The sequence below is a fragment of the Rhodococcus sp. 4CII genome, from assembly GCF_014256275.1.
GTDB classification, from domain to species: Bacteria; Actinomycetota; Actinomycetes; order Mycobacteriales; family Mycobacteriaceae; genus Rhodococcus_F; species Rhodococcus_F wratislaviensis_A.
Genome location: NZ_JACCFE010000002.1, coordinates 2,288,397 through 2,314,457 on the forward strand (window position 1 = coordinate 2,288,397; position 26,061 = coordinate 2,314,457).

Annotated in this window: 29 protein-coding genes; 12 read left to right on the forward strand and 17 right to left on the reverse strand. The window is 67.4% G+C overall.

Annotation, left to right across the window (positions count from 1 at the left end; all coding sequences use genetic code 11):
- Positions 1–15: 15 nt before the first annotated feature.
- A complete protein-coding gene (gene entS / locus H0B43_RS11170; protein ID WP_185727832.1) occupies positions 16–1,281 on the reverse strand; it encodes an enterobactin transporter EntS in 1,266 nt (421 codons plus the stop codon).
- A 151-nt stretch (positions 1,282–1,432) separates the two neighbouring features.
- Between entS and H0B43_RS11175 the strand changes: the two genes are divergently transcribed.
- Positions 1,433–1,675, forward strand: coding sequence for a phosphopantetheine-binding protein (locus H0B43_RS11175; RefSeq protein WP_185727831.1), 243 nt, complete (start codon positions 1,433–1,435; stop codon positions 1,673–1,675).
- Between the two features lie 75 nt (positions 1,676–1,750).
- A complete protein-coding gene (locus H0B43_RS11180) occupies positions 1,751–3,094 on the forward strand; it encodes a YhgE/Pip domain-containing protein (RefSeq protein ID WP_185727830.1) in 1,344 nt (447 codons plus the stop codon).
- Position 3,095: 1 nt separating this feature from the next.
- Here the strand turns inward: H0B43_RS11180 and H0B43_RS11185 are convergent, their stop codons facing one another.
- Positions 3,096–3,305: a hypothetical protein gene (locus tag H0B43_RS11185; RefSeq protein ID WP_185727829.1), complete on the reverse strand. Its 210-nt coding sequence runs from the start codon at positions 3,303–3,305 to the stop codon at positions 3,096–3,098.
- 116 nt (positions 3,306–3,421) lie between these two features.
- Here H0B43_RS11185 and H0B43_RS11190 point away from each other — a divergent pair, with 116 nt between their 5' ends.
- On the forward strand, positions 3,422–4,963 hold the full coding sequence (locus H0B43_RS11190; protein ID WP_185727828.1) for a bifunctional 3'-5' exonuclease/DNA polymerase: 1,542 nt from the start codon (positions 3,422–3,424) through the stop codon (positions 4,961–4,963).
- Positions 4,964–5,046: 83 nt separating this feature from the next.
- Positions 5,047–7,269 carry an MMPL family transporter gene (locus H0B43_RS11195; RefSeq protein WP_185727827.1) on the forward strand — a complete coding sequence of 741 codons (2,223 nt, stop codon included), beginning with the start codon at positions 5,047–5,049 and terminating at the stop codon, positions 7,267–7,269.
- A gap of 6 nt (positions 7,270–7,275) precedes the next feature.
- Here the strand turns inward: H0B43_RS11195 and H0B43_RS11200 are convergent, their stop codons facing one another.
- The 5 genes from H0B43_RS11200 to H0B43_RS11220 are packed head-to-tail and all read right to left on the reverse strand — an operon-like array spanning position 7,276 to position 10,430.
- Positions 7,276–8,127, reverse strand: a complete 852-nt coding sequence (locus H0B43_RS11200) for a DNA-3-methyladenine glycosylase (protein WP_185727826.1) — start codon at positions 8,125–8,127, stop codon at positions 7,276–7,278.
- Between the two features lie 2 nt (positions 8,128–8,129).
- Positions 8,130–8,840, reverse strand: coding sequence for a 2OG-Fe(II) oxygenase (locus H0B43_RS11205; protein WP_185727825.1), 711 nt, complete (start codon positions 8,838–8,840; stop codon positions 8,130–8,132).
- Positions 8,837–9,439: a methylated-DNA--[protein]-cysteine S-methyltransferase gene (locus H0B43_RS11210; protein WP_185727824.1), complete on the reverse strand. Its 603-nt coding sequence runs from the start codon at positions 9,437–9,439 to the stop codon at positions 8,837–8,839. Before H0B43_RS11210 ends, H0B43_RS11205 begins: the two co-directional genes overlap by 4 nt.
- On the reverse strand, positions 9,436–9,927 hold the full coding sequence (locus tag H0B43_RS11215; protein WP_185727823.1) for an RNA polymerase sigma factor: 492 nt from the start codon (positions 9,925–9,927) through the stop codon (positions 9,436–9,438). Before H0B43_RS11215 ends, H0B43_RS11210 begins: the two co-directional genes overlap by 4 nt.
- On the reverse strand, positions 9,924–10,430 hold the full coding sequence (locus H0B43_RS11220) for a methylated-DNA--[protein]-cysteine S-methyltransferase (RefSeq protein WP_185727822.1): 507 nt from the start codon (positions 10,428–10,430) through the stop codon (positions 9,924–9,926). The genes H0B43_RS11215 and H0B43_RS11220 overlap by 4 nt, the downstream gene beginning before the upstream one ends.
- A 95-nt stretch (positions 10,431–10,525) precedes the next feature.
- On the opposite strand from H0B43_RS11220, the gene H0B43_RS11225 reads away from it, so the two are divergent.
- Entirely contained in the window at positions 10,526–11,077 is a 552-nt protein-coding gene (locus tag H0B43_RS11225) for a ribulose 1,5-bisphosphate carboxylase large subunit (RefSeq protein ID WP_185727821.1), read from the forward strand.
- A gap of 2 nt (positions 11,078–11,079) precedes the next feature.
- On the opposite strand, the gene H0B43_RS11230 is transcribed toward H0B43_RS11225, so the two are convergent.
- The 4 genes from H0B43_RS11230 to H0B43_RS11245 form a co-directional block, all read right to left on the reverse strand.
- Positions 11,080–11,817: an SDR family oxidoreductase gene (locus H0B43_RS11230; RefSeq protein ID WP_185727820.1), complete on the reverse strand. Its 738-nt coding sequence runs from the start codon at positions 11,815–11,817 to the stop codon at positions 11,080–11,082.
- Positions 11,814–12,839 (reverse strand): phosphotransferase family protein, encoded by a 1,026-nt coding sequence (locus H0B43_RS11235; RefSeq protein WP_185727819.1) that lies wholly within the window; start codon positions 12,837–12,839, stop codon positions 11,814–11,816. The genes H0B43_RS11230 and H0B43_RS11235 overlap by 4 nt, the downstream gene beginning before the upstream one ends.
- Positions 12,836–14,047, reverse strand: a complete 1,212-nt coding sequence (locus tag H0B43_RS11240) for an acyl-CoA dehydrogenase family protein (RefSeq protein ID WP_185727818.1) — start codon at positions 14,045–14,047, stop codon at positions 12,836–12,838. Before H0B43_RS11240 ends, H0B43_RS11235 begins: the two co-directional genes overlap by 4 nt.
- 99 nt (positions 14,048–14,146) lie before the next feature.
- On the reverse strand, positions 14,147–14,767 hold the full coding sequence (locus tag H0B43_RS11245; RefSeq protein WP_185727817.1) for a TetR/AcrR family transcriptional regulator: 621 nt from the start codon (positions 14,765–14,767) through the stop codon (positions 14,147–14,149).
- Positions 14,768–14,886: 119 nt separating this feature from the next.
- Here H0B43_RS11245 and H0B43_RS11250 point away from each other — a divergent pair, with 119 nt between their 5' ends.
- Entirely contained in the window at positions 14,887–15,348 is a 462-nt protein-coding gene (locus H0B43_RS11250; RefSeq protein WP_185727816.1) for an SRPBCC family protein, read from the forward strand.
- On the opposite strand, the gene H0B43_RS11255 is transcribed toward H0B43_RS11250, so the two are convergent.
- The 6 genes from H0B43_RS11255 to H0B43_RS11280 all read right to left on the reverse strand — a co-directional run bounded on the left by H0B43_RS11255 (position 15,345) and on the right by H0B43_RS11280 (position 20,777).
- Complete coding sequence (locus tag H0B43_RS11255; RefSeq protein WP_185727815.1) at positions 15,345–16,334, reverse strand: NADPH:quinone oxidoreductase family protein; 990 nt, start codon at positions 16,332–16,334, stop codon at positions 15,345–15,347. The genes H0B43_RS11250 and H0B43_RS11255 overlap by 4 nt on opposite strands.
- 3 nt (positions 16,335–16,337) lie before the next feature.
- Positions 16,338–17,096, reverse strand: a complete 759-nt coding sequence (gene fabG / locus H0B43_RS11260) for a 3-oxoacyl-ACP reductase FabG (RefSeq protein WP_185727814.1) — start codon at positions 17,094–17,096, stop codon at positions 16,338–16,340.
- A 67-nt stretch (positions 17,097–17,163) separates the two neighbouring features.
- Positions 17,164–17,973, reverse strand: a complete 810-nt coding sequence (locus H0B43_RS11265) for an SDR family oxidoreductase (protein ID WP_185727813.1) — start codon at positions 17,971–17,973, stop codon at positions 17,164–17,166.
- Positions 17,974–18,089: 116 nt separating this feature from the next.
- Entirely contained in the window at positions 18,090–18,785 is a 696-nt protein-coding gene (locus tag H0B43_RS11270; protein ID WP_185727812.1) for a TetR/AcrR family transcriptional regulator, read from the reverse strand.
- A gap of 44 nt (positions 18,786–18,829) precedes the next feature.
- Positions 18,830–19,591, reverse strand: a complete 762-nt coding sequence (locus tag H0B43_RS11275) for an SDR family NAD(P)-dependent oxidoreductase (RefSeq protein ID WP_185727811.1) — start codon at positions 19,589–19,591, stop codon at positions 18,830–18,832.
- 40 nt (positions 19,592–19,631) lie between these two features.
- Complete coding sequence (locus H0B43_RS11280; protein ID WP_185727810.1) at positions 19,632–20,777, reverse strand: acyl-CoA dehydrogenase family protein; 1,146 nt, start codon at positions 20,775–20,777, stop codon at positions 19,632–19,634.
- Positions 20,778–20,916: 139 nt separating this feature from the next.
- Here H0B43_RS11280 and H0B43_RS11285 point away from each other — a divergent pair, with 139 nt between their 5' ends.
- The 6 genes from H0B43_RS11285 (at position 20,917) to H0B43_RS11310 (ending at position 26,052) form a co-directional block, all read left to right on the forward strand.
- Positions 20,917–21,516 carry a TetR/AcrR family transcriptional regulator gene (locus tag H0B43_RS11285; protein WP_185727809.1) on the forward strand — a complete coding sequence of 200 codons (600 nt, stop codon included), beginning with the start codon at positions 20,917–20,919 and terminating at the stop codon, positions 21,514–21,516.
- A gap of 79 nt (positions 21,517–21,595) precedes the next feature.
- On the forward strand, positions 21,596–22,939 hold the full coding sequence (locus H0B43_RS11290) for an HNH endonuclease signature motif containing protein (protein ID WP_185727808.1): 1,344 nt from the start codon (positions 21,596–21,598) through the stop codon (positions 22,937–22,939).
- A 97-nt stretch (positions 22,940–23,036) separates the two neighbouring features.
- Positions 23,037–23,378, forward strand: a complete 342-nt coding sequence (locus H0B43_RS11295; RefSeq protein ID WP_312033822.1) for a hypothetical protein — start codon at positions 23,037–23,039, stop codon at positions 23,376–23,378.
- Positions 23,375–23,965 (forward strand): DUF3558 domain-containing protein, encoded by a 591-nt coding sequence (locus H0B43_RS11300; protein WP_185727806.1) that lies wholly within the window; start codon positions 23,375–23,377, stop codon positions 23,963–23,965. Before H0B43_RS11295 ends, H0B43_RS11300 begins: the two co-directional genes overlap by 4 nt.
- 3 nt (positions 23,966–23,968) lie before the next feature.
- Positions 23,969–25,306: a hypothetical protein gene (locus H0B43_RS11305; RefSeq protein WP_185727805.1), complete on the forward strand. Its 1,338-nt coding sequence runs from the start codon at positions 23,969–23,971 to the stop codon at positions 25,304–25,306.
- A complete protein-coding gene (locus tag H0B43_RS11310) occupies positions 25,303–26,052 on the forward strand; it encodes an ESX secretion-associated protein EspG (protein ID WP_185727804.1) in 750 nt (249 codons plus the stop codon). Before H0B43_RS11305 ends, H0B43_RS11310 begins: the two co-directional genes overlap by 4 nt.
- Positions 26,053–26,061: the final 9 nt, after the last annotated feature.

Sequence of the window (26,061 nt, forward strand, 5' to 3'; positions counted from 1 at the left end):
TCCCGGCTGACATTGTCACGGTGCCGCTGCCGAGAGGTCGTCCTCCTCGGCAGCGGCACTGCTGTAGGTGCGCAAGCCCTTCAACGTCAGCGCGAGGACGGCCAGCACCACGATGCCGCCCGCTCCGTAGAGAAGGAACGCCTCACGCGGTCCCACCGCGGCACCGACGGCGCCGGCGACGAGTGCGCCGGCGGCCGAACCCGTGGAGATCTGGGCGCCCCACACACCGGCGACGCGTCCGCGGTATTCCTCGGGGGTCTCGGTCTGGATCACCGCATACCGGAGGATGTCGCCGAGCACGCGCCCGAACCCGTGGGCGGCGAGACCGAGGAACGTGACCGCGATCATCGGGACGGCGCCGACGCCGATCAGTCCGGCCGACGCGATCATGGCCGCGAGGAACACGACCAGGCCCCCGCGCCGCGCGGTCCCCGTCCAGCCACTGGTGAGCGATCCGGTGAGGGCTCCGACGGCGGGCGCACTGTAGAGCAGTCCGGTGGCCGCCGGTCCGGCGTAGAGCACCTGGCTCGCGTACGCGGGCAGCAGGACGTTCCAGCCGGTGAGCATCATGGCGCAGAACCCGACCAACAGCGTTCCGCCGACCACGGAATCCTTGGCGGCGTAGGTGAAACCGCTGGCGATCGACCGCAGCGGGCTCTCGGTGTTCTTCACCGGCGGCGGCAGCGACGGCAGTCTGGCGATGCAGTACGCGGTGATGCCCGAGGACACCGCGGCCAGAACATAATTGGTACCCACGGATGTCGCCGCGATGATCACACCACCGATCGCGGGTGACGCGACCGTGCCGAGATCGGCCATGACCGTCATCAGGGCACCGGCTGCGGCCATCTTGTCCTTCGGCAGCAGCGACGGAATCACCGCCATCAGCGCGGTCGACGAGATGCCACCCGCCAGGCCCTCGATCACGCCGCACAGGTAGATGATCCACAGCTGGGGTGTGGGGAGAAACGCGTTGACCGCGAGGATCGCGAACGCCACGCCCGCTGCCGCACGGGCGAGCGAGATGACCGGCCTGCGGTCGTACCGGTCGGCAATCACGCCGCCGAAGAGGGTGCCGATGAACACCGAAGAGCCGACGACGATGCTCGCTGCGCCCACTGCCAGTGTGGAATTCGTCATGTCGTACACCTGCAGCGGCACGGCCACCAGGAGCAGACCCAGACCGAAGATGGAGATCGTGCGGGCGATGAAGATGTATCGGAACTCGCGACTCGTCCGGAGGGGCGTCAAGTCGATTGCGTATCTCGATAATCCAGCCATCGTCATCCATTCACATTCGGTTGCACCAGCTCTCCGTTTCGCCGTTCGCGAGGAGAGTAACTATGCTTAGGCTTCACTAACCCAGCAACCTACCCCATGTCGCCGAATCGCCTCAACGGGCCGCGGTTCGACGGCACACAGGAGGACGACAGTGAGTTCCGACCCCAGCACCGTTCCGACCCGGGACCGGATCCGCGCCGACGTCGCCGACGTGCTCGACGTCCCCGTCGCCGACATCGACGACACCGCCAACCTCCTCGACGAAGGCATGGACTCGGTGCGGGTCATGGCGCTGGTCGAGCGGTGGCGAGCGGACGGCGTGCAAGTCGATCTCGTGGACCTCGTCGGTGAGCCGACACTCGACGCCTGGTTCGAGGTCACCGCGGCGCGATGAGCGATCCCACCGCCTACGCTTGATCCGGCTGGTCGATCCGAGGGTCGGCCCGGACACGGGAGGATGCGAGGGGACATGGCTCACGAAACCAGCGATGCAGGCAAGATGAGCGTGCTCCGGACACCACGGTTCTGGATAGCTCCCCTGCTCCTCGTCTCCGTCGTCATGTCTCTGCTCGCGGCGCTGTACATGGGGGGAATGCTCAATCCCCCCAAGCACCTCAACCACTTCCCGATCGCCCTGGTCAATCAGGACGAGGGCGACACCATGCCCAATTCGAACCCGCCCCAGCAGCAGAACTTCGGCGACCAGATCGCCGCAGGCCTCGTCGACGGTGTCGATCCGAACAAGGTCGAACTTCGGCAGATCGGGATCGCGCAGGCCCAGTCCGCACTGGACAACGGCGAGATCTACGGCGCCATCGTCATTCCGAGCGACTTCACGAAGCGCACCTTCATCCTCGCCCAGGCGAGCGTGGTTCCCGGGGACGTCGAGCGTCCCGTGATCACGATCTACACGAACCCCCGGGCCGGCACGATCAGCGCGAACCTCGTCCAGAACATCGGTGAGATGGCGATGGACAAGGCCAACCAGACGATGGGCGAACAACTCACCACCCAGGTCACACAGCAACTCCAGGCGACGGCACCCGACCTCCAGCTGTCGGGGGCCAGCCGGCTCGTGCTCGACGAGCCCATCGATGTCCGGGTAGTGGCACACAACCCGCTGCCCGACGGCACCGGTTTCGGTTTGGCGGCGTTCTACTACGCGCTGCTGATCGTGCTGGCCGGTTTCACCGGTGCGACCATTGCGAGCACCCTGATCGACGGCATGCTCGGATTCACGCCCACCGAGGTCGGGCCGTTGTACCTCCACAACGAGGCGGTCCCGATCTCACGCTTCCACACCCTGCTGATCAAGTGGGCGGTGATGGTGCTGCTGGCGATGATCGTGTCGGGCCTGTACCTGTGGATCAGTTCCGCCCTCGGGCTGCCGATCACCGACCCGCTCGCCCTCTGGGAGTACGGCGCCTTCGCGATCGCGGCGGTCGGGATCACGGCGATATCCGTGATGGCCGCGTTCGGCAACCTGGGCCTGCTCATCAACCTACTGGTCTTCGTCGTCCTGGCGCTGCCCTCGTCGGGCGGAACCATTCCGCTCGAGGCGGCGCCGCGGCTGTACACCTGGCTCGGTGAGTTCGAACCGATGCACCAGATCTACATCGGGGTGCGCGCCATCATGTTCTTCGGCGCCTCCGGCGACGCAGGGCTCATCCACGCGGTGTGGATGACCCTCGCCGGCCTCCTCATCGGCCTCGTCTTCGGCGCCGTGATCACCCGGTTCTACGACCGCAAGGGTCTGCATCGCCGCCACAAGGCGCTCAGCGAACCCGAACCGGTCGACGCCGCCGGGGCGTGACTCACGCGGGCGCGGACGACCAGGCCGCGCCGAACTGTTCGTACCAGGGATGCGGGGCGGGCATCGCCGCCAGCATCCGTTCGACGAACCGATCGGGGTCGCCGAGTTCGGCGAGTCCGACACCGCGGCGCTCGTAGTCTGCGAATTTGTCGTGCAGTCCGGCGATCACCTTGTCGGTCACCGTCTGCTCGAACTCTTCGATGGTTGCCATCGGATGCCCCTCCTTCCGGCGAGAAGCGTCTGCGTTCAGTGTAGTGCCGACCTGCGGGTTCGCCCTCGTCCGACGGCGGATTATCGACTGTCGGTGGCGCGGAGCAGACTGGGCCGGTGAGAGTGGTGATGGTTCCCGACGCCGACGGTGGCGCCACGACGATCCGCACCGATCCCGCGGGAGTTCCGGTCGAGTCGCCACGCCGTCACCCCGACGTCGTGGTCGCGGTCCGCGACATCGAGGCCTCCGAACACCCCCGCTGGGTCTGGACGAGTACCGCCGCCGTCTACCCCGCGCTGCTGCGGGCCGGGGTACGGGTGCGCCGCTGCCACGACCTCGCGCTCACCCACGCCGTCCTCAGCATGCGCGACGGCGTTCCGGCCCCGCCGCCGGACGAACCCGTCGACGAACGCCCCGGCCTGTTCGACACCGCACCCACCACGGATCCGGCGCGGGTGGTGGCCGACTTCGCGGAACAGCGGAAGACGATCGGTGACGACGCACGGCTCGACCTGCTGGTGGCCGCCGAGTCCGCGGGGGCACTCGCCGCCGCCGAGATGAGCTACGACGGTCTGCCGTTCTCCGCCGACGCGCACCGCGCCTTCCTCGAGGCGGCGCTCGGACCGCGGCCGACCGGCTACGACCTGCCGCAGCGCATCCAGGACGTATCCGGGGAGATCGGGACGGCGTTCGGTCGTCGCATCAACCCGGCGTCCCACGTCGAGGTCGTCGACGCCTTCCGCCGCGAGGGGATCGAACTCGCGTCCACCCGCAAGCACCTGCTCCGCGACGTCGATCACCCTGCGGTGCCGCTGCTCCTGCACCACCGGGACCTGTCCAAGTTGTTCAGTACCAACGGCTGGCAGTGGCTCGACAGTTGGGTCCGCGACGACCGGTTCCGGCCCGTCTACGTTCCCGGTGGCGTGGTCTCGGGCCGCTGGGCGAGCCGCGGCGGTGGCGCGCTGCAGATTCCGAAACCTCTGCGGTCGAGTGTGATCGCCGACCCGGGGCACACGTTCGTCATCGCCGACGCCGGCCAGCTCGAGCCGCGCATCCTGGCCGCGATGTCGGGTGATGCCCGGATGGTGGCCGCCGCGGGCTCCGACGACCTGTACGCACCGGTCGCGGCGGAGACGTTCGACGGTGACCGGGGCAAGGCCAAGGTCGCGATCCTCGGGGTGCTGTACGGGGCGACGGCGGGCGAGGCCCGGTCCCTGCTCACGCTGCTGCGCACACGTTTTCCCGTCGCCGTCGAATTCGTGGAGAGAGCGGCCCGCGCAGGCGAACGCGGCGAGGTGGTGCAGTCGTGGCTCGGGCGGGCGTGCCCACCGCCGTCACCCGACTTCTGGTCGCACGGCGACGCGCGTTCCCGCGGCCGGTTCACCCGAAACTTCGTGGTACAGGCGACGGCATCGGAGTGGGCTCTGTGTGTGCTGGCCGACCTGCGGCGACGGCTCGCCGACGACCCGGACAGCGAACTCGTCTTCTTCCAGCACGACGAGGTCATGGTCCACACCCGAAATCCCGAATCGGCGACGCGGCACGTCCTCGGTGCGGTGGACGTGGCCACCCGGCTCCTGTTCGGTGAGACACGGGTGCGGTTTCCGATGGATGTCGCGGTGCGGGACTGCTACGCCGAAACGTCCGACGCGACCTGACGCCCGCAACTTTCCGGTGTCGCCGGTGTGCCCGGCATGGTGTACTGGGACGCATTGCTGGAGGGGGCGGCGAAGGAGAACCCATGACGAAGTTGGATTCGACGGACTCGAGCACCAGCGGCGAGACGCCGCGCCGATTCCGCTGGCCCGCGTTCACCATCGTGGCCATCGCGATCGTCGCCTTCTTCGCCGGCGGGTTCGGGGGCTCCTTCCAGGGCAAGCTCACCGAGGTCCAGAAGAACGACAACGCCGCCTATCTGTCGAGTTCCGCCGAATCGACGATCGTCACCAACGAATCGGCAAAGTTCCTCACCGTCGAGACGATCCCCGGTTTCGTGCTGTTCCACAGCGACGCCCCGCTCACCGAGCAGGACAAGGCGTCGATCGCCCAGGCACGTGATGCCATCGCGACGGTCGACGGAGTCGACGCCGAAGGGATTGCCCAGACCCAGTTCTCCGAGGACGGCACGACAGCGTCGATCTACGTTCCGCTCGTCGCGAAGGAGGACGGCACGGCCGTCGCGGGTGACGTGCTCGCCGCCACCGAGGAGAACGTCCTCACCGCCGCGAAGAACGCGGCCACCGGACTCGAGGTTCTTCCGGCGGGCCCCGGTGGTCTCCTGGTGGCGTTCATCGACGCGTTCGCCGGACTCGACGGCGCCCTGCTCGGCGCCGCACTGCTCGTGGTGATCCTGATCCTGCTCGTCGTGTATCGATCGCCGGTGTTATGGTTCTTCCCGCTCTTCTCCGCCCTGCTCGCGCTCGGCCTGGCATCGATGGTGATCTATTACCTCGCCAAGGCCGACGTGCTCACCCTCACCGGCCAGAGTCAGGGCATCCTGTTCGTCCTCGTGATCGGCGCGGGCACCGACTACGCGCTTCTCCTGATCTCCCGATATCGGGAAGAATTGCACTTCTATCCCAGCCGCTTCGACGCCATGACGAAGGCATGGAAGGAATCCGCGCCCGCCATCACGGCGTCGGCGGTCACCGTCATCCTCGGTCTGCTGTGCCTGACGTTCTCCGAACTGAACTCCAACAAGAGTCTCGGGCCGGTCGCCGCGATCGGCATCGCGTGCACCTACCTCGTGATGATGACGTTTCTTCCCGTGGCACTGTCCGCCGCCGGCAGGTGGGTGTTCTGGCCGCGGAAACCGAAGGTGGACGAGGCTGCAGACCTCACCACCCACGGTCTGTGGGGCAGGATCGCCGCCCAGGTCGGCAGCAAGGACCGCCCCCTGTGGATCGGCACGACCGTGTTGCTGGCCGTTCTGTTCCTGGTCGGCATCGGCAGCCTGAAGACGGACGGGCTGTCGTCGTCGGAGAACTTCACCAACCGACCCGACGCCGTCGTCGGACAGGAGTTGTACGACTCCCAGTTCGACCCCGGTGCCGGTGCGCCCGCCGTCATCGTCACCAACGCAGACCAGACGGACGCGGTCATCGCGGCCGTGAGCGGCGTGGACGGGGTGTCGAAGGATCCCGGGGCAGTGTGCCCGCAGGTCGATGTCGAAAAGTTGTCGGCGCTGATCAAGTCCAACCCGGCCGCGGTGGCCTCGGCTGCCGGGCAGGGGTGTGCACCCGACTTCCTCACGGCCGCACCGATCGACGGGCGGATGGTCGTCAACGTGACCCTCGCCGACTCGTACGACTCCCCCGAAGCCCTCGAGACGGTGACACGACTGCGCGACGCGGCGCACGCGGTGCCCGGTGCCGATGCGCTCGTCGGCGGCAGCACCGCAACGACTCTCGATGTGCAGACCGCGTCGGTGCACGACCGGAACCTGATCATCCCGATCGTTCTCGTCGTCATCTTCGTCGTGCTGTCGCTCCTGCTCCGCGCCTTGCTCACTCCCATCATCCTCATCGCCACCGTGGTCCTGTCGTTCGCGGCCACCCTCGGGGTGTGCGGACTCTTCTTCACTCACGTCTTCCATTTCGCCAACGCGGATCCGGCATTCCCCCTGTTTGCATTCGTGTTCCTCGTGGCGCTCGGTATCGACTACAACATCTTCCTGATGACCCGGGTCCGCGAGGAAACCGAGGAGCACGGCACGAAATCCGGTGTGCTGCGCGGACTGGCAGTGACAGGTGGTGTCATCACCTCGGCCGGGGTGGTGCTCGCCGCGACCTTCGCGGTACTGGGTGTGCTGCCGCTGGTGTTCCTCGCCGAGGTCGGGTTCGCCGTCGCGTTCGGTGTGCTGCTCGATACCATCATCGTGCGCAGCATCCTCGTCCCGGCGCTCTCCCACGACATCGGCAAGAAGATCTGGTGGCCGTCGTCCCTCGCGAAGGCGAAGGACTGAGCAGGACTAATACGCCTCGTCCGTCCACAGGTGGAACAGGGCGTACGCCCGCCACGGCCGCCACTGCTCGGCGAGAACGGCGGCCTGCCTGCCCGTCCTGACACCCAATGCGCGTTTGAGGACGAGGTCGTCGGGGGTGAACGCGTCGGGGTCGCCCAGCACCCGCACCGTCAGGTAGTCCGCCGTCCACGGACCGATACCCGGAAGCGCCATCAGACCGGACCGGAAGTCTGCGGCGTCGGTGTCCCCGCCGAGCCGTAGACCGTCGGTTGCCGCCTCGGCCACCGCGTGCACCGTCTTCGCTCGGGCGCCGGTGAGACCGACGGTCGCGCGCAACTCCTCGACAGTGAGCTCGGCCAGTGTCTCCGGTTCGGGGAACGCGAAGAATCCGTCGTGCACAGGCAGGCCGTACGCCGACACCAGTCGGCCACCGAACGTCCGGGCTGCTGCGAGCGAAACCTGTTGTCCGAGAATGGTGAGCACCGCCGTCTCGAATCCGTCCACACTTCCGAGGCGCCGCAGACCCGGGCGCAACGCCACCAACGGGGCCAGCGCCGCATGGCGGCTCAATGCGGCGTCGATCGGCAACGGATCGGCGTCGAGGTCGAGCCATCGCCGGACCACCGCGACCAACGGTTCGACGTCGTCGGGGTGCGCCGGGGTCAGGTGCGCCTCGACGTACTCGTCGGCGGGCCGCACGACCACCGACACCAGCGCCGGACCGTGTGGGCCGTTCACCACCCGGGTGTGGGTTCCGTCGGGATCGTGCCGCTCGAGCCCGGTCACGGTGTGCGCACGCAGAGCACTCCACAGGGGTGCGTGGGTGAACGGACCGCGGTAGGGCAACAGCACTCTCACGGTCACTCCGCGTCGTGCAGGACCAGGCCGAGGGTCCGGCGCCTGCCCCGCCGGATGGTGCTGACGCCGTGCCGCACCGGTCCCGTCGACCAACCGCGGGTCGAGCGCACGGGTCGGTCCCGGGTGGTGAAGATCAGCGCGTGCCCCTGTCGCAACGTCGTCACCGTGCCCCGGGATTGCGCCCGGGGTCGCTGCTCGACGAGCATGAACTCCCCGCCCTCGTGGTCCACCCCCGGCCGGTCGAGACCGATCACCACCTGCAACGGAAAGACCAGTTCGCCGTAGAGATCGCGGTGGAGGGCGTTCCAGTCGTGGGCGCCGTAGCTGAGCAGGATCGGTGTCGCCCGTTTCTGGCCGGCCTCGTGGCACAGGTCCAGCCACTCGTCCAGGGTGTCCGGCCACGGCGACGGCTGCCTCAGCTTGGCCGCCCAGTCCCGGGCCACGGGAAGCAAATTCGGGTAGAAGGCCGCGCGGAGTTCGGCCACGACCTCCGGCAAGGGGTAGTCGAAGTACCGGTACTGTCCCGAGCCGAATCGGTGCCGGGCCATGTCGACGGTGGACCGGAAACGTTCCACCTCCTCGTACATGTCCGCGATCTGCCCGCACTCCTCGGCGGTCAGGATCTGCTCCGACTGCGCGCATCCCGCGGCATCGGTCTCGGCGTGCAGACCCGGCCAGTCCAGATCGTCCACGCGTTGCGTCAGAGTGGTCATGCCGCTGCCTCCAATGTCAGCAGAATCGACTTCGCCTCCGGCCCGCCGGCGTACTGGCCCATGCTGCCGTCGCTGCGGACCACGCGGTGACAGGGAACCACGACCGGGAGCGGATTGAGCGCGCACGCGGTGCCGACCGCGCGCACCGCTTTCGGACTGCCTGCGGCGGCCGCGACCGCCGCATAACTGGCGGTGTGTCCGTAGTCGATGTCGGGGAGATGGTGCAGCACGTCGAGGCGAAATCCCTTGGACAGCCGGAAGTCCAGCGGGACGTCGAAGCTTGTGCGCTTACCGAGGAAGTACTCGTCGATCTCGCGGGCCACCCGATCGAGCCGGGCCGGCGCCCGCAGGATTCGAGGACTGATCTGATCGGCGAGAGTCTGTAGCACGGCGTCGTGATCCTGGCTGGGGAACGCGACCCGCACCAGCCCGCGATCGGTGGCGGCGAGCAGCAGCGAACCGACCGGGGTGTCGATCGTGCGGTACGCGACGTCGAGAAGCCCGGCTTCGGCTGCGGCGACGGCGAGTCGCTCACGCAGTTTCTGCTCGACCGGGGAGTCCAACGGGTACAGGGAGTAGACGATGTCGGGCATGTTCATGTGATGTCTCCACTCACAGAGATCGAGAGGTTCTTGCGTAGCGCCGCAACGCCGTCCGCGGCCGCCCGCCGCGACGCGGCCGGGGAGTTGCCCAGGATCACCGCGATCTCGCTGTACGGCAGTCCGGCCAGGTAGTGGTACGCCACGGCCGCCCGCTGCTTCACCGGCAGGGCGCCGACCGCCTTCCACAACTCCGGGTCGTCGGAGCCGGGAAGTCCGCCGTCGGTGGTCTGCTCGGGCAGTTCCTCGGTGGGGACGGGCCGCCGGTCGCGCGCGCGGATGTGGTCGAGCGCTTTCCGGTGCGCGATCGTCACCAGCCACGCCTCGATGTTGCTGTCCGGATGCAGGTCGGGGTACGCCCGCATCGCGGCGATGAACGTCTCCGACCACGCGTCCTCGGCGTCCACCGGACCGACCACTGCCCGGCAGACCCGCTGGACCGTCGGGCCGTGCTCGGCCACGACGTCTTCGAACGGCCGCAGGGTCATGAGCTCAGCCGGAGCCCGGCCCGTTCCGCCTCACGGTCGAGCAGGAACCGTTTGCGGTCGAGCCCACCCGCGTACCCGGTCAGGCTGCCGTTGCTCCCGATGACGCGGTGACACGGCACGATGATGCTGATCGGATTTCTGCCGTTCGCGGCGGCCACCGCACGGACCGCGGTGGGGGTGCCGAGTGAGTCGGCCAGCTGACCGTACGTCCATGTCTCGCCGTAGGGGATGGTGCGGAGCGCGTCCCACACTCGTTGCTGGAACGGGGTGCCCCGTGCGGCCAGGGGAACGGTGAACTCGGTGCGTCGACCGCCGAAGTATTCGGCGAGCTGGGCGGTGGCCTCGTCGAATCCCGCGGGGTCGCGCGCCCCGAACGTCGCGGGATCGGGCTGGTGCCGGTGTTCGGCCATGTAGATGCCACTCAGCACCCCGTCGACGCTCACCAGCGTCAAGGGGCCGATCGGCGAATCGATGACAGTGTGTGCTGCGCGGTCGGCATTCACGGTGCCAATCCTTCCAGGTGTGCGGGCCTCTGAAAGGTAGACGTCTGCGACGACCGAAACGTGAGGTGCGGGCGAGCATCGGGCAGGATGGGCCGATGGCTCTCGTACAACTCGGTCCCCGCGACCTGGTGCGCACCGTCACCGGGATCGCCCGGTGGTCAGTGGACACCGCTGACCTTCTCGTCTCACTCCCCGGCCGTATCGGCCTCCTGCTCGACCGGGTCGAGGTGCTGATCGCACGCATCGAGGTGATCAGCGACGGAGCGGAGATCGCGGTCGCGAGGGCCACCGCCGTGTCGGACTCCGCGGCCACCGTGGTTGCGACCGCCGCGGGCACGTCCGCGTCCGCACAGACCCTGCTCGACCTCTACGAACCGCTCGCGAAGAAGGCCGCCCCGTTGGCGCAGCGGTTCGTCGACGACCTCACCGAGGAGGAACTCCACGCGGCGATCGGGTTGGTGAACCACCTCCCCGAGCTGACCATGCGCATGGAGGGGCTCCTGCCGATCCTGGCGACTCTCGACACCGTCTCCCCCGAGATCCACCAGCTCCTCGAGGAGGTTCAGGGGGTACGCCAGGCGATCCAGGGCGTTCCGGGTTTCAAGTTCTTCCGCAAACGCGGCGAGGCCCAGGAGGACGAGGACTAGGACTAGGCGCGGTACCCGTCCGTGCCGGCGCGCCCCACCACGAGCTTCGGGACCACCGCCCGCGACGACAGCCGCAGCAGCGCGTCGACGAGTTCGACGATGTCGTTGACCTCGATCATCGCCTCGGGCGGGATGGTCTCGTGGATCCACGCGGACATGTCGGTGTCGACGTACGCGGGGGCGAGCGCGGTCGCGGAGATTCCGTTGCCCGACTCCTCCACGTTCAGCGTCTCGGTGAGGGAGATCAGCGCGGCCTTGGTCGCGCCGTAGACGGCGAGTCCGGCTTCCGCATAGACGCCGGTGATCGATGCCAGCGCGATGACCTTGGCCCCGCGTCCCGGGTTCTCCGCCGCACCGGCCCGGAGCAGCGGCAGCGACTGCTGCAGCAGGCTGAACGGCGCCCGCAGATTGACTCCCAGGCTCTTGTCGAATCGGCGCAACGGAAATTCGCCGATGGCGCCGGCGGTTCCGACACCGGCGTTGAGCACCAGTGCGTTCAGCGAACCGAACGCGTCGGCGTGCGCCTCGACGACCCGCCCGGCGGACTCCTCGTCGGCGAGATCGCCCGCGGCGACGACCACGTCTTTCGCGCCGGCGGCCCGCAGGTCGGCGGCCACCGAGTCGAGCCGTTCACGGTCGCGTGCGGTGATCGTCAGCCCGTACCCCTGTTCGGCGAGGCGGGTGGCGATGCCGAGCCCGATGCCGCGTGAGGCTCCGGTGATCAGTGCGGTGCGGCTCACGCGGTATGTCCTTTCAGGGCGCGCAGGCCCGCCGTGATGAATTCGGGTACCGCGGCGCCTGCCTTGTCGAAGCCGTCCCCGACGGTGGCGCCGACCCGGTAGCGGTGGTTGATGCCCTCGGCGATCACGGCGAGCTTGAAGTTCGCGAGCGCCAGGTAGAAGTCCCAGTTGCCGAGTTCGCGGCCCGATGCCACGCTGTACCGCTGCGCGAGGTCGTCGGCCGACGGCAGCCGCGGGCTCGTCCAGGCAGCGGGCTCTCCGAGCACGAGGTCGAGCGCGGGGTGCCGATAGACGCACATCAGCGCGACGTCGGTGAGCGGGTCACCCAGCGTCGACAGTTCCCAGTCCACCACCGCCGCAACCGTGCTCACGTCACCGGACGCGAGGATGGTGTTGTCGATGCGGTAGTCGCCGTGCACGATCGACGACTCCGACTGCGCCGGAATCGATTCGACCAGGGCGGCGTGCAGGCGGTCGACGTCGCCGGAGTCCTCCGTCTTCACCCGGCTCCACTGGCTCGCCCACAGCTTGACCTGCCGGGACACGTACCCGTCCGGGCGGCCGAGTTCACCCAGTCCGACGGCTGCATAGTCGACGTTGTGCAACGCGCCGAGCACGCGCACCAGTTCGTCGGTGCACGACTCGACGTCGTCGTCGGACAGCGCCTCGAGATCCGACTTGGTGCGGATCACCTGGCCGGTCACGTGTTCCACCACGGTGAACGGCGCGCCCATCACGCTGTCGTCCTCGCACAGCGCGACGGTCGCGGCGACCGGGACGTCGGTGCCCTGCAGTGCCGAGGTGATGCGGAACTCGCGGGCCACGTCGTGCGCCGAGGGTGTGAGCCCCGCGGTGGGCGGCCTTCGCAGCACCCACCGCGAGGAGTCATCGAAGATCGCGTAGGTGAGGTTGGACTTTCCTCCCGCGATCAGGTCGGCCCGCAACTCACCCTCGACGGGAACGTTCGAGTCCGACAGGAACTTCTGCAGTGCAACGAGATCGAGCCCGCGATGTTCGCTCATTCCCCCGCCTCCCGGGCGGCCTTCTTCGCGGCACCGACGACACGCTTGGCGATCGCCCAGCGGTGCACCTCCGAGGGGCCGTCGTACACCCGGAACGGCCGGACCTCACGGGACAGCCGGGCGAGGGGCAGATCTCCGGACACCCCGAGACCGCCGCACATCTGCACCGCATTGTCGACGATCCGGAAGATCGCCTCCGCGGCGTAGGTCTTCGCGATGGACGTCGAATTGCTCGCGTGCCCGCCCTGGTCGAGTTCCCAGCACGCCCGCGTCAACAGCGCCCGGGTGGCGGCGATGTCGATCTCGTTGTCCGCGATCATCTTCTGGACCATGCCGAGGTCACCCAGCTTTCCGCCGAAACCCTCGCGTTTCGCGACGTGCGCGACGGCGACGTCGTGACCGCGGCGCGCGGCGCCGAGCCAGCGCATGACGTGGGTCATCCGGGCGGGACCGAGACGAACCTGGGCGTAGGCGAACCCCTGGTCCACCTCGCCGAGAACCCCACTGTCGGGAACGAACAGGTCCTCGAAGAACACCTCGCAATGTCCGCCGATCATGGCGCGGTCGAGGGTGTCGATGTGACGCCCCACCGTCAGTCCCTCGGCGTCGGCCGGCGTGAGGAACATCGTGGCGCCGCCGCGGTCGCCGGGAACACCGGACGTGCGGGCGAAGATGATGAAGAATCCCGCGCCGTCGGCGCCGGTGATGAAGTATTTGTGGCCGTTGATCTTCCAGCCGCCGGGCACCTTCTCCGCGCGGGTGGTCAGTGCCGACGGATCGGAGCCGGCTCCCGGCGACGGTTCGGTCATCGCGAACGCCGACCGCACGTCGCCCTGCGCCAGCGGTGCCAGGAACCGGCCCTTCTGCTCGGCACTCGCGATGTGCGCGAGCAGGTGGACGTTGCCCTCGTCGGGTGCCGCGATGTTCAGCGCGGTCGGGCCGAAGAGCGAGTAGCCCGCCGCCTCGAAGACGGGGGCGCGGTCGGTCATGTTCAACCCGTGTCCGCCGTACTCGACGGGCGCATGCGGCGCGAAGACGCCCGCGTCCTTCGCCGCCTTCTGCAACTCCACACGCAGGGCGTCGCCACCGGCGGCCGTGATGTCGCCGCCGTGCTCGTCCTCGACGGGCAACACGACATCGCGGATGAACGTCTCGGTCTTCTCGACGAGGGCGGTCACCTCGGGTGCATAGGACAGATCGATCGCCACAACTACCTCCAGTCAGTACGTCGACTCCGGTACCGACCGATCACTCGCTCGGTCGAAGTCGTCCCCGACGATCCCACAGGTTCGGACCGGGGTCAAGCCTCAGTCGGCGGCGCCGACGGTGCTCCTCGCGATCGCCAGGTACCGCTCCACCAGTTCGTCGGGCGACAGCGGCCCGTCCTCCCGGTACCACGTGGACACCGCGACGCACATCGTGACCACAGCGCGGCTCGCGTCCTCCGGGAACGGCGTCCGGAACAGACCGGCCGCTACCCCGTCGCGGACGATGTCGTCCAGCATCTCCTGCTGCTCGTCCCGCAGCGCGATGTACGCCTGCCTGCTCTCCGGCTCCATGCTCCGCGTCTCGCGGGACGCGACGAAGGCCTGCTCGCGGCGGTACATGTGGAACCGCAGCAGGCACTCGATGACCGCGTCGAACCGCTCGCCCGGCGTCGGCCCCGCCTCGGCGACCGCGGCGCGACTGCGATCGAGCAGATCACGCATCACCACGTTGGTCAGACCCACCAGCAAGGCCTGCTTGGACGGGTAATGGTGGTAGAGACCGGGGACGGAGAGCCCCGCGCGTGACGCGATCTCACGGATCGACGCGCCGTCGTACCCCTTCTCGACGAACGCCTCCAGCGCCGCGGCCAGAACCTTCGGCAGCCCCTGGTCGGTGTACTCCCGCCAGGAACTGCCGCGCTGGGTGCCCTCTACCGTCATGAGTCCTACGGTAGAACAGGTACCCGCCGCCGCCCTGCTGTGGTCGCGGGAGTTGACTAGAGTCGAACGAGGTCGCCCAGATCGACAGCCTTCTCCGACAGAGAGCCAGGGACCATCCGATGATCCACGTCCGTCACTCCGCGATCGCCGCCGTACCCCTCCACGTCGCATTCGCCTACATCGACGACTACCGGACGGTCCCCGACTGGATGTTCGGCGTCTCGGAGTTCCGCCCGATCGGGGAATTCGACCAGGGGCTCGATTCCACCTTCGACGCGGCCATCCACATCGGACCGAGCACCCTGCGGTCGCGCCTCGAGGTCACCGAGTGGGAGCTGGACCGCGTCATCACCCTGGCCTCACTCGACGGCGCCGCCAACTCCTCCACGTGGGAATTCACCGCGCAGGGCGACGACAAGACCGAAATCAGCGTGGACTTCGCGTACAAGCTCCCCAGCGGTCTCACCGGCAAGGCCCTCGGACTCATCGTCGAACCGTTCATCGAAACGGCCGTCAAGAACACCGAGGCGACCCTGCGGCACAACCTCGAGGAGCTGTACGCGAAGCGCAGCGACGGCTAGCGTCCGGGCAGGAAGGCCAGCCGTCCCACCGTCGTCCCCTCGCCGAGGCGGGCGATACCGTCCGCGACGTCGGTGAGCCCGAGCCGCTCGCTGATCATCGGCTTGATCTCCCCGGCCGCCGTCATCCTCGTCAGCTCGTCGTGACACTCCCGGATCGCGGCGGGGTTGTAGGCGTTGTACAGCCCCCAGTGCAGCCCGATGATCGAGTAGTTCTTGATCAGAGCATGATTCAACCCGGGTGACGGAATGGTGCCACTCGCGAATCCGATCACGATGATGCGACCCTCGAACGCGATGCACTTGGTCGACTTCGTGTACGAGTCGCCACCCACCGGATCGAACACGACGTCTGCGCCTCGGCCGCCGGTGAAGTCCTTGACGGCCTGGACGAAGTCCTCACTGTGCCGGTCGATCACCAGATCGGCGCCGAGCTCCCGTGTGTAGGCGGCCTTCTCGGGCCCGCCGACGACGCCGACGACCTTGGCGCCTGCCGCCTTGCCCAATTGGACGGCCGCACTGCCCACACCACCGGCGGCCGCGTGCACGAGCAGGGTCTCACCGGGCTGGAGCTGCGTCCTGCGGTGCAGCGCAAACCATCCCGTCTGATACCCGATCGACAGCGCGGACGCCTCCGCGTCGTCCAGGGCCTCCGGCGCGGGAAACGCGGTGGCCGACGACATGACCGCCAACTCGGCGAACCCGCCGTGCGGGAGGCTCGGCATACCGATCACGCGGTCGCCCACGGAGAACTCGGTGACGCCCTCGCCCAGCCCCACCACCTCTCCGCACAACTCCACACCGGGAGTGAACGGAAGCGGCGGCTTGATCTGGTACTCACCGCGGCAGAGCAGCACATCCGGAAAGTTGGCGGCCGCGGAGAGCACCTTGACCAGCAACTCCCCGGGCTTCGGTTCGAGGTCGGGGACGTCCTCGAACGTCAAAACGTCCCGCGGCTGACCCAGTTCGTGTACGCGCCACGCCTTCATCGATCAGTCCTTCGGTCCGCCGGCGACGTAGACGACCTGACCCGACACGAATCCAGCACCCTCGCTGACGAAGAACGATGCGGTGTGCGCGATGTCCTCGGGCTGCCCGACCCGGTTCACCGGGATCTGCGATGCCGCCGCCTTCTTGAAGTCCTCGAAGCCGACGCCCACCCGCTCCGCGGTGGCGGCGGTCATCTCGGTCTCGATGAATCCGGGCGCGATCGCGTTCGCGGTCACGCCGAACTTCCCGAGTTCGAACGCGAGGGTCTTCGTGAAGCCCTGCATCCCGGCCTTGGCCGCGGAATAGTTGGCCTGCCCGCGGTTGCCGAGCGCGGACGTGCTCGACAGGTTCACGATGCGGCCGAACTTGGCGTCCACCATGTACTTCTGCACGGCCCGCGACATCAGGAACGCCCCGCGCAGGTGCACGTTCATCACCGAATCCCAGTCGTCGACGGTCATCTTGAAAAGCAGGTTGTCGCGGGTGATCCCGGCGTTGTTGATCAGGATCGTCGGGGCGCCCAGTTCGGTCGCGACCCGCTCGACCGCCGCGGCGACGGACGCCTCGTCGGCCACGTTCGCACCCACCGCCAGCGCTTCGCCGCCGGCGGACTTGATGGCGTCCACCGTTGCCGCGCAGGCGGCCTCGTCGAGGTCTAGGACGGCGACCGCGTAGCCGTCGTCGGCCAGCCGCTTCGCGACGGCGGCGCCGATTCCCCTGGCCGACCCGGTGACGATGGCGGTTCTACGTTCCTGACTCACTGGTTTCCTCCATGCTGGTTGTTCTCGGTCTTCGTACGGTGTTTGCGCAGTTCTCGTCTCGAACGGGTCAGGACGGCTGGGCGAGAAGCGCGGCCTGATAGCGGCGCATCCCCCGGATCCACCGGTCGTAGTCGGCGCCCTTGTGCCGGTACATCTCCAGCACCTCGGGGTGCGGCAGGATCAGGAACTGCTCGGCTTCCATTGCGGCGAGCACGCATTCGGCCACCTCGGACGGTTCGAGTACCGTCCCCGCGGTCGTGACGGCGCGTGCCGCGGTCGCCGAGAGGGCGGCGTCGTCGGTGAGGAGTTTGGTGTTCACGCCCATGGGACACAGGCAGCTGACGCGAACCCCCTTGTCGCCGTATGTGACCGACAGCCATTCGGCGAATCCGACGGCGGCGTGCTTCGTCACCGAGTAGGGGGCGGAACCGATCTGGGTGAGCAGGCCTGCGGCCGAGGCCGTGCTGACGAAGTACCCCTCCCCACGCTCGATCCAGCCGGGAATCAGGCGATGTGCCGCCCGGATGTGCGCTCGGACGTTCACGTCGAAAGCGAGGTCCCACACGGCGTCGCCGGGCTCGAGCCCATCTCCTGCCGCGACACCCGCATTGGCGAAGTAGAGGTCGACGGGACCGAAGGCCTGCTCCGCGGCGTCGATGACCGACGCGATCTGCGCGTCGTCGGACGCGTCGCCACCGCGGGCGATCGAGGCCCCTGGACGCATCGCGTTGATCCGGTCCGACACTGCCCGGGCCGATGCGGCATCCAGATCGGTGACGACGACCTGGGCGCCTTCGGCGGCGAGGCGCTCCGCGAGTGCACTCCCGATTCCACCCCCACCACCGGTGACGATGGCGACCTTCTGAGCAACCTGCACGAGATTCCTCCCTCGCGGGGACACGGACGTGACCCCAGTCTTCCACAGAAATCACCTGAACCCGGTGTCGGATTCAGCTTTGTCGACGTGAGTGTCCGTCCGCCCTCGGACGAAGCTCAGCTCCGCTCGGGGAACCGCAGCCCGTTCGCCCAGATACGCGTCGTAGTGAACACGACGTCGTCGAAGTCGACGGGCGTGCCGTCGTCGCCGTTCGTGTTGGCCACGAACACGTTGTACGCCAGCCGGCTGACCATCCCCGACAACGCCCGCGACGCCAGCATCGGGTCCAGCTCCGTGTCGGCGATGCCCCGCGCCTGCAGCTCCGCGATGCCCCGCGCATTGCGCGCGATGAACGCGTCGGCCCGCTGCCGACGCAGATCCGCGAACGCCGGGTCGATGTGCGCCACCTGCTCGAGCAGGCCCATCAGCTTGGCGTTGCGCCGGTACGCCTCCAGGTAGGCGCGGTTGCTCGCCTCCAGAACCGCGTACGGGTCGTCGGTGTCCTGCACCCGCTTCATGCCCGGGTGCATCATGTCTTCCTGCGCCACCTCGAGCACGGCCGCGAACACCTGCTCCTTGTTGTCGAAGTAGGTGTAGAACGACCCCGTCGAGCAGTTCGCTTCCTTCGTGATGTCGGTGAGCCGGGCATCGAGGTACCCGGACCGCTCGAACACCGTCCGCGCCGCCGCCACCAAAGCCGCGCGCGTGCGTGCACCGCGAGCGGTCGCCGGCGGCTCCCGCAGCAGGTCGGTTGCCGCCATCGACGGGGCGGGCTGATCGTCCCACTCTTCATGGACGGTGCGCGAGGTCATTTCCTACTTATACGCCAGCACAGCAGCACCGCCCAACCCGACGCTCAGGTGATGGTGATGCCGCCGTCCACCGCGATCGTCTGCCCCGTGACGTATGCGGCGGCGTCCGACGCGAGCCAGATCACGGTCGCCGCCAGTTCCTCCGGATCACCGAGGCGGCCGAGAACGAGACGTGACTTCATCGAGTCGAGGTACCCGTCCTGATACTGGTCCGTCATCTCCGTCGCGAAGAATCCGGGAGCGATCGCATTCACCCGGATGCCCTTGCGGGCACCCCACTGCTGCGCCAGGTCGCGGGTCAAGCCGATCACCCCGGCCTTGCTCGCGGCATACGCAGCCTGCGGAAGTCCCGCGGTCGTGAGGCCCAGCACGCTCGCGATGTTCACGATCGCGCTGCCCGGCTTCATGACCTTGCCCGCCGCCTGCGCAGCCCAGTACGAACCGTGCAGGTTGATGTCGACGACCTGCCGGAACTGCTCCGGCGTCTCCCTCGTCGCGGGAACGGCCGTACCGACGCCGGCGTTGTTGACCAGCACGTCCACCCGGCCGAACTTCGCCATGGTCTCGTCGATCATGTTCTGCGCCTGAGCCGGGTCGGCGATGTCCGTCGCGACGCACAGCGCCTGACGCCCCGCGGCCCGCACCAGTTCCGCGGTCTTCTCGAGACGGTCGGTTCGACGCGCGGCCAGCACCACGTCGGCACCGGCTTCTGCCGCGGCCTGCGCGAACGCAACCCCGAGACCCGACGACGCACCGGTCACGACGACCACCCGATCGGTCAAGCTGAACTTGTCGAGAACGGACATACGAAGCGACTCCTTTGTCGTCGGGCTACGGGGTACGGACTCAGAGGCCGAGGTCGCGGCCGATCAGTTCCTTCATGATCTCGTTCGAACCGGCCCAGATCTTGGTGACACGCGCATCCATCCACGCGCGGGCGGCGCGGTACTCGGTCATGAATCCGTAGCCACCGTGCAGCTGAACGCAGTGGTCGAGGACCTCGTTCTGCACCTGAGCAGTCCACCACTTGGCCTTCGCGGCGTCCACTGCGGTCAGCTCGCCGTCGGCGTGTGCGGCGACGCAGTTGTCGACGTAGGCCTGGGTGACCTCCACACGGGTGACGAGATCGGCGAGGAGGAACTTGTTCCACTGCAGCGAACCGATGGGCTGCCCGAATGCCTTGCGGTCCTTCGCGTACTGGATCGTCTCTTCGAGGATCGGCGCGGCGTGCGCGATGTTCGAGACCGCGGCCCCGACACGCTCCTGCGGCAGCATCTCCATCATGTGGATGAAGCCGCGGTCGATCTCTCCGATGATGTTCGCCGACGGCACACGCACGTTCTCGAAGAACAGCTCGGCGGTGTCGGACTCGTGCTGGCCGACCTTGTCGAGCTTGCGTCCGCGCTCGAAGCCCTCCATTCCCGTCTCGACGGCGAACAGGGTGATGCCCTTGGACTTCTTCTCGGGGCTGGTGCGGGCCGCGACGATCACCAGATCGGCGTTGTAGCCGTTGGTGATGAACGTCTTCGACCCGTTGATGATCCAGTCGTCGCCGTCCTTGACCGCCGTGGTCTTGAGCGAGGCGAGGTCGGAACCTCCGGAGGGCTCGGTCATACCGATGGCGGTGAGCAGCTCGCCGGTGCAGAACTTCGGCAGCCAGCGCTGCTTCTGCTCCTCGGTCGTGAGCTGCACGAGGTACGGCGCGACGACGTCGGCGTGAATGCCGAAGCTCGACGACACCGCTGCACTGGCCCGCGAAAGCTCTTCGGCGAGAACCGCGTTGAACCGGTAGTCGCCGGCCTCGCTTCCGCCGTACGCCTCCGGAACCTCGAGTCCCAGGAATCCGTTGCGACCGGCCTCGAGCCAGATCTCACGGTCGATGAAGCGCTGCGCGATGAGCTTGTCGGCTACGGGCAGCAGGTTGCGGTTCACGAACTCCCGGGCCGATTCGCGGAATGCCTCGTGATCGGGGCCGTACAGGGTGCGTCGCATGACCGCTCCTTCTGGATGTCGAGCTTGACTGGTACACGCTTCAAGCATGTAAGCGTGTGCTTATTTTCTAAGCGCTTGCTTATAGTGATGGTGCGGCGCGGTATTGTCAACAGCCGCGCAGCCGAGGATGGAGAAAGACATGAGCGAATCACCCAGCCAGGTGATCAGCCCGTCCAAGGCTGCCGCCCGCATCCGAGCCGCAGCCGTCGACGCGTTCGCGACCAGCGGTTACGGCGGCACCACCACTCGCGAGATCGCCGCCCGCCTCGACATGAGCCCGGCCGCGATGTACCCGCACTACCGATCCAAGGAAGAGCTGCTCTTCGCGATCAGTTACGAAGGCCACACCGCGGCACTCGACGTCGTGACGAGTGCAGACCTCCCCGACGAGGCGCCCTCGACGAGGTTGCAGGCGCTGATCGGCGCGTTCGCGGGCTGGCAGGCCACCCACCACGCGCAAGCTCGCGTCGTGCAGTACGAACTCAACGCCCTCACGCCCGAGCACTACCGGGACGTGGTGAAACTGCGCCGCGACATCACCCACATCGTTCGTGCCGTCGTCGACGCCGGAGCCACATCCGGCGAATTCACCGTGCCCGACGGCGAAGGCGTCACCCTCGCCCTCATGTCGCTGTGCGTCGACATCTGCCGTTGGTTCCCGGCCGGCGCATACACGGAGCCCGAAGCTGTCGCAGACCTCTACGCGGACCTCGCCATGCGCATGGTCGGCGCCGGCTAGGTATTGCCACGAACCCGTATCGGCAGCTAGTATAGAACATACGTTCGATTCGGGGGATTCGAAGCCGCGGGGGGTCGGGGTGGATGCATCAGGGGTCGTCGAGTTTCTGGCCGAGTTGCCGAACCTCGACAGGAACGTCGACGATGCTGCACGCATCGACCTACTCCGCAACCTTGAAGAAGTGAAGGCTGCCTGCGCCGGCGTGCAAGCCCGGATCACCGCAGACCTCGACGCTTCCATCCGCGCCTCACGAGCAGAGCGTGACCTGCCCGTCTCACAACGAGGCCGAGGAATCGCCAACCAGGTGGCACTGGCTCGACGCGACTCCCCGTTCCGGGGCGGCCGCCATCTCGGAATGGCCACCACCCTCGTCCACGAAATGCCGTGCACCTTGGCACTGCTCGAACGGGGTGTGCTCAGTGAGTGGCGGGCGACGATCCTCGTCCGCGAAACCGCGTGCCTGACGCGAGAAGATCGCACGGCACTCGATCACCTCCTCTGCGCCGACCCGGCAACACTGGACGGGCTCGGCGACCAGGCGGTGTGCGCGAAGGTCCGCGCGGCGGCCGCCGAAGTCGACGCCGAAGCCATGGTGCGGCGGGCCCGCAAGGCACTGTCGGATCGACGAGTCACCTCGCGTCCCGCACCGGACACCATGGCCTACGTCAGCGCCCTGCTGCCGGTGGCCCAGGGCGTGGCTGTGCACGCCACCCTCGCTCGTGACGCGGATTCCATTCTCGCCGCCGGCGACGACCGCACCCGGTCGCAGATCATGGCCGACCTCCTCGTATCCCGTGTCACAGGCGCACCCCACACCGCGACGGCCCCTCCGATCACCGTCAACCTGGTCATCTCCGACCGCGCCCTCCTCGACGGCGGGTCCGAACCTGCCCACGTGCAGGGATACGGGCCCATCCCCGCCGCACTCGCCGGACACTGGATATCCGAGGCAGTCCAGGCCACGACCGATCCGGACACCGGCGACGAAACACGGGTGACGCTGCGCCGTCTGTACGCAAACCCGGGGTCGGGGGCGCTCACCGCCACCGAGTCCCGGGCCCGGTGCTTCCCCGCCGGGTTGGCGAGGATGATCGACCTGAGAGATCGAACGTGCCGCACACCGTGGTGCGATGCCCCGATCCGGCATCACGACCACGTCCAACCCCGCGGATTCGACGGACCCACCACCGCACACAACGGCGCCGGCCTGTGCGCTGCCTGCAACTACGCCAAACAAGGTGCCGGGTGGCACTCCACTCCGCGTCAACAACCCCGCGGACTGCACAAAATCGAGATCTACACACCCACCGGACACCGGTACCGATCGACGGCACCGCCACTACCGAAACCGTTGCTGTTCCGCGAAGTTCAGACCACTTCACCCGTGGAACGCATCCTCATCGATTTTCTCCACACAGCGTGAACATCAGCTCGCTGTGCACCAAGCCGAACGACACACCCGTGCGGTAGCATCTCCGCACGCGGCCGTGGGGGTCCTGTCGAGTACTGGGGGGATGGGAATGAGCAAAACACTGCGTCTGGACGACGACGCAATCCAACGATGCGTCGGCATCTGCAACACCATGATCGGGCAGATGGATCAGGCGATCAAGAACGCCGACCAATTGAAGTATGTTTCAGGATTCGGTGGATTCGACTCGGCGAAACAACTGCAGGCGCGCTACAACGCTAAATTCAACGGCGGCGAAGGCTCGGGCTCCGTTCGCGCGCGTCTAAGGGAATTCCGCGATGTGATAATCACTATGCGTGACACCTTTGCAGCGGGAGGCGAGGCGTTCTCTGAGACTGATAGCGCAATCGGGCAGGCACTCTCAGGCATTCGAACGGGAGCGGACCAATGACGCGCAATGCACTGTGGGGCGTTGCCGTTCTCGCCCTCCTAGTGGCGGGATGCAGCACCCAGAGAGCAAGCGGCGAGCCCACTCCCGCCGAACTGCCAACATCGACGGTTCGTGTGCCGCGACATGTCGATCAATCCGATCGACCGCAGGTCACATTTGATCCCTGCCTCGACCTACCTGATTCGACGTTGATCGCGGCCGGATACGATCCCGATAGTGAGAAGTTCGCCGACTTCACACCCGACTCGTATACGTTCCTCGGCTGCAGCTACGACAGTTTCCACAAGCCGGAGGGCTTCTATTACGGCATGAATGTCCTGTCGGGAAACATCAGCTTTGCAGAGGAACAAGAGAAGAAGCGGGACCACGCCACCCCTATCGACATCAATGGCCGAAGGGCACTTTTGATCTTCGACAGCACGGTAAGGGATTACTGCGAGCTCAGCATCGAGACCTCCTACGGGGTCCTGGGATTCACGCGAAGCATCTTCTCAGATCACGCAGGACCCGTACCGGAAGCCGACTGGTGCACAGGGCTCGATGACACTGCGCGCACTTACGAACCTCTCATCCCGAAGGGAGACTGACCCATGGCACCGAAGGACCCGCTCGCTTCCTTCTTCGATGCCGTGGTGCCCAATGGCGCCGGGGATCAGCACCGCACCAAGTTGCAGAGGTCCGCGGAGCAACTCGGATCGGATGCGATCGACCCGCCCTACATAACCGAGATGGAGAGTTTTGAGAGCTGGCAGCACTCGGAGATCTATGCAAAGACGCGGGACATGGACCCGAGCGTCATCGGTGATCTCGCTCAGGCTTGCCACGCCATCGTCGGTTCGTTACCCATCGGTTTCGGGTTCGCCCTTCTCAAGAACACGATTGCCGAAAAGTGGCAGGGCGCTGCCGCCGATGCGGCACTCGCGGCGACTGACACGTTGGCGGGTGCGAGCGACCAATTGACGTCGGGAGTGCAAGCTATAGGCGTGAAGCTCGACATTCTGAGCAGCGCCGCACAGGATGTGAAAAACAGCATCCCGGCGCCGATGTCGGAGCAACCCCTCAGCCTTCTCCCCCTGAGTCCCACCGCTGTGGAAGCGCAGGAATCGGCCCGGGATGCGGCGCGAGATGAAGCCATTCGGAAGCTGCAGAACATCTACGTCCCGAACTACCAAGACGTGGGCACCAATGTTCCAGTCCTCCCTGCGCCGCACTCGCCGAGCGGCGAGATCGCCTCTGTCCACCCGACTCTCACTGGGTCGACCGAGGGCAGCCCAGGTTCCTGGAGCTCGATCAACGGTGACACCTCCTCCGCCTCGGGCGGCGGGGATTCGCCCCTGAACGGTGAGGGCTTGGCGGATGGGGAGTCGGCAGCGGACGCCGCTGCTGCGAATACGTCCGCGGCGAATGCGGACGCCGCCGCCAACCAGGCCGCTGCCAACCAAGGCGCAGGCTCCGGCTCAGCCGCGCAGACCGCCGCCGCGAATGCGCAGAATGCGGCTGGTACCGGTTCACAGTCCGGGAGTGGCGCAGGCATGGGCGGCTACGGCGGAGCCGGTAGGCCGAGCTCCGGCGGGTCGGGCGTCGGCCGGGCGGGCTCGGCTTCGAGCGCGCGCCGGAAGAACGATAGGCGCGACTCGGAATCCTCCACGAGCGGTGTGGTTCCGGGAAGCCCGATCCCGTCCGGTGGCACCGCAGCGGGTGCGGGGGCGGCAGCCGCTGCCGCGGCGGCGACGCCGGTGAAACCGAGCATGAGTCGACCCGGGATGGGCATGGGGCCAGGGATGATGGGTGCTCCCGGACGGGGCCCGGCAGGCAACGGCGACGGCGATACGGAGCACCAGACACCGAGTTACCTCATCACCGTCGACAACGGCAACGACCTGATCGGCAAACTCGACCCCGTCGCACCGCCGGTAATCGGCGCATGAACTGGCTGCTGACGTCAGCCCAGTTCATGTGCCTTTGGGAAGCAACGGATCTCGACCGCATGCCGTATCCGTTGCAGTATCGGTCCGCCGCAGCGACAGAAGACCGGTACGCCGTGCAGCAGCACGAACTGGAGCGGTGGCGGACGGCACTGGACGAGCCGAATCTGGTCGCGGCGATCCAGGCACTGCGGAATCCACAGTTGTCGGTGACTGTGCTCGCCCCCTCCCCCGAACTCGACTCCGGGCTTCGGCGGAGGGGCAGCATCCGTGGCCGGGTCACCGTCGTCGCCGAACAACTACGTGACGCACCCGGTCGCGGCGACATCCGGATCGACGCCGGCACCGAAGGCGTCGACTGGCTCACCACCCAGCTGGTGAAGGGTCTACCCGACTGCCCGCCCGGACGGACGGCGTCGCTGACCGCGCACCCCGACGACGTTCAGGCCCGAAACACCGGGTCTTCGGTCCTGCAGAATGCTCGCGTCTCCGACGGCACGCTCCTGCGCAGGATCGTCGGCCGACCGCGGACCGGCATCGGATACATCTGCATCCGGGGCGCTCGCAGTGGGCTCGACGAGCCTGTTCTGGGTGAGCTGACCTGGATCGACGTCGAGGGGGACGGCCGCTACCTCTATCACCAGGACGACCGCGTTCACCTGCGATCGGCGACGGCGCGGGTAGTTCAGGAGGAGGTGTCGAAACGCGTGTCGGCGGCCGTCGCGAACCCTTCGCCGACCCGCGACTGAGCGTTACCC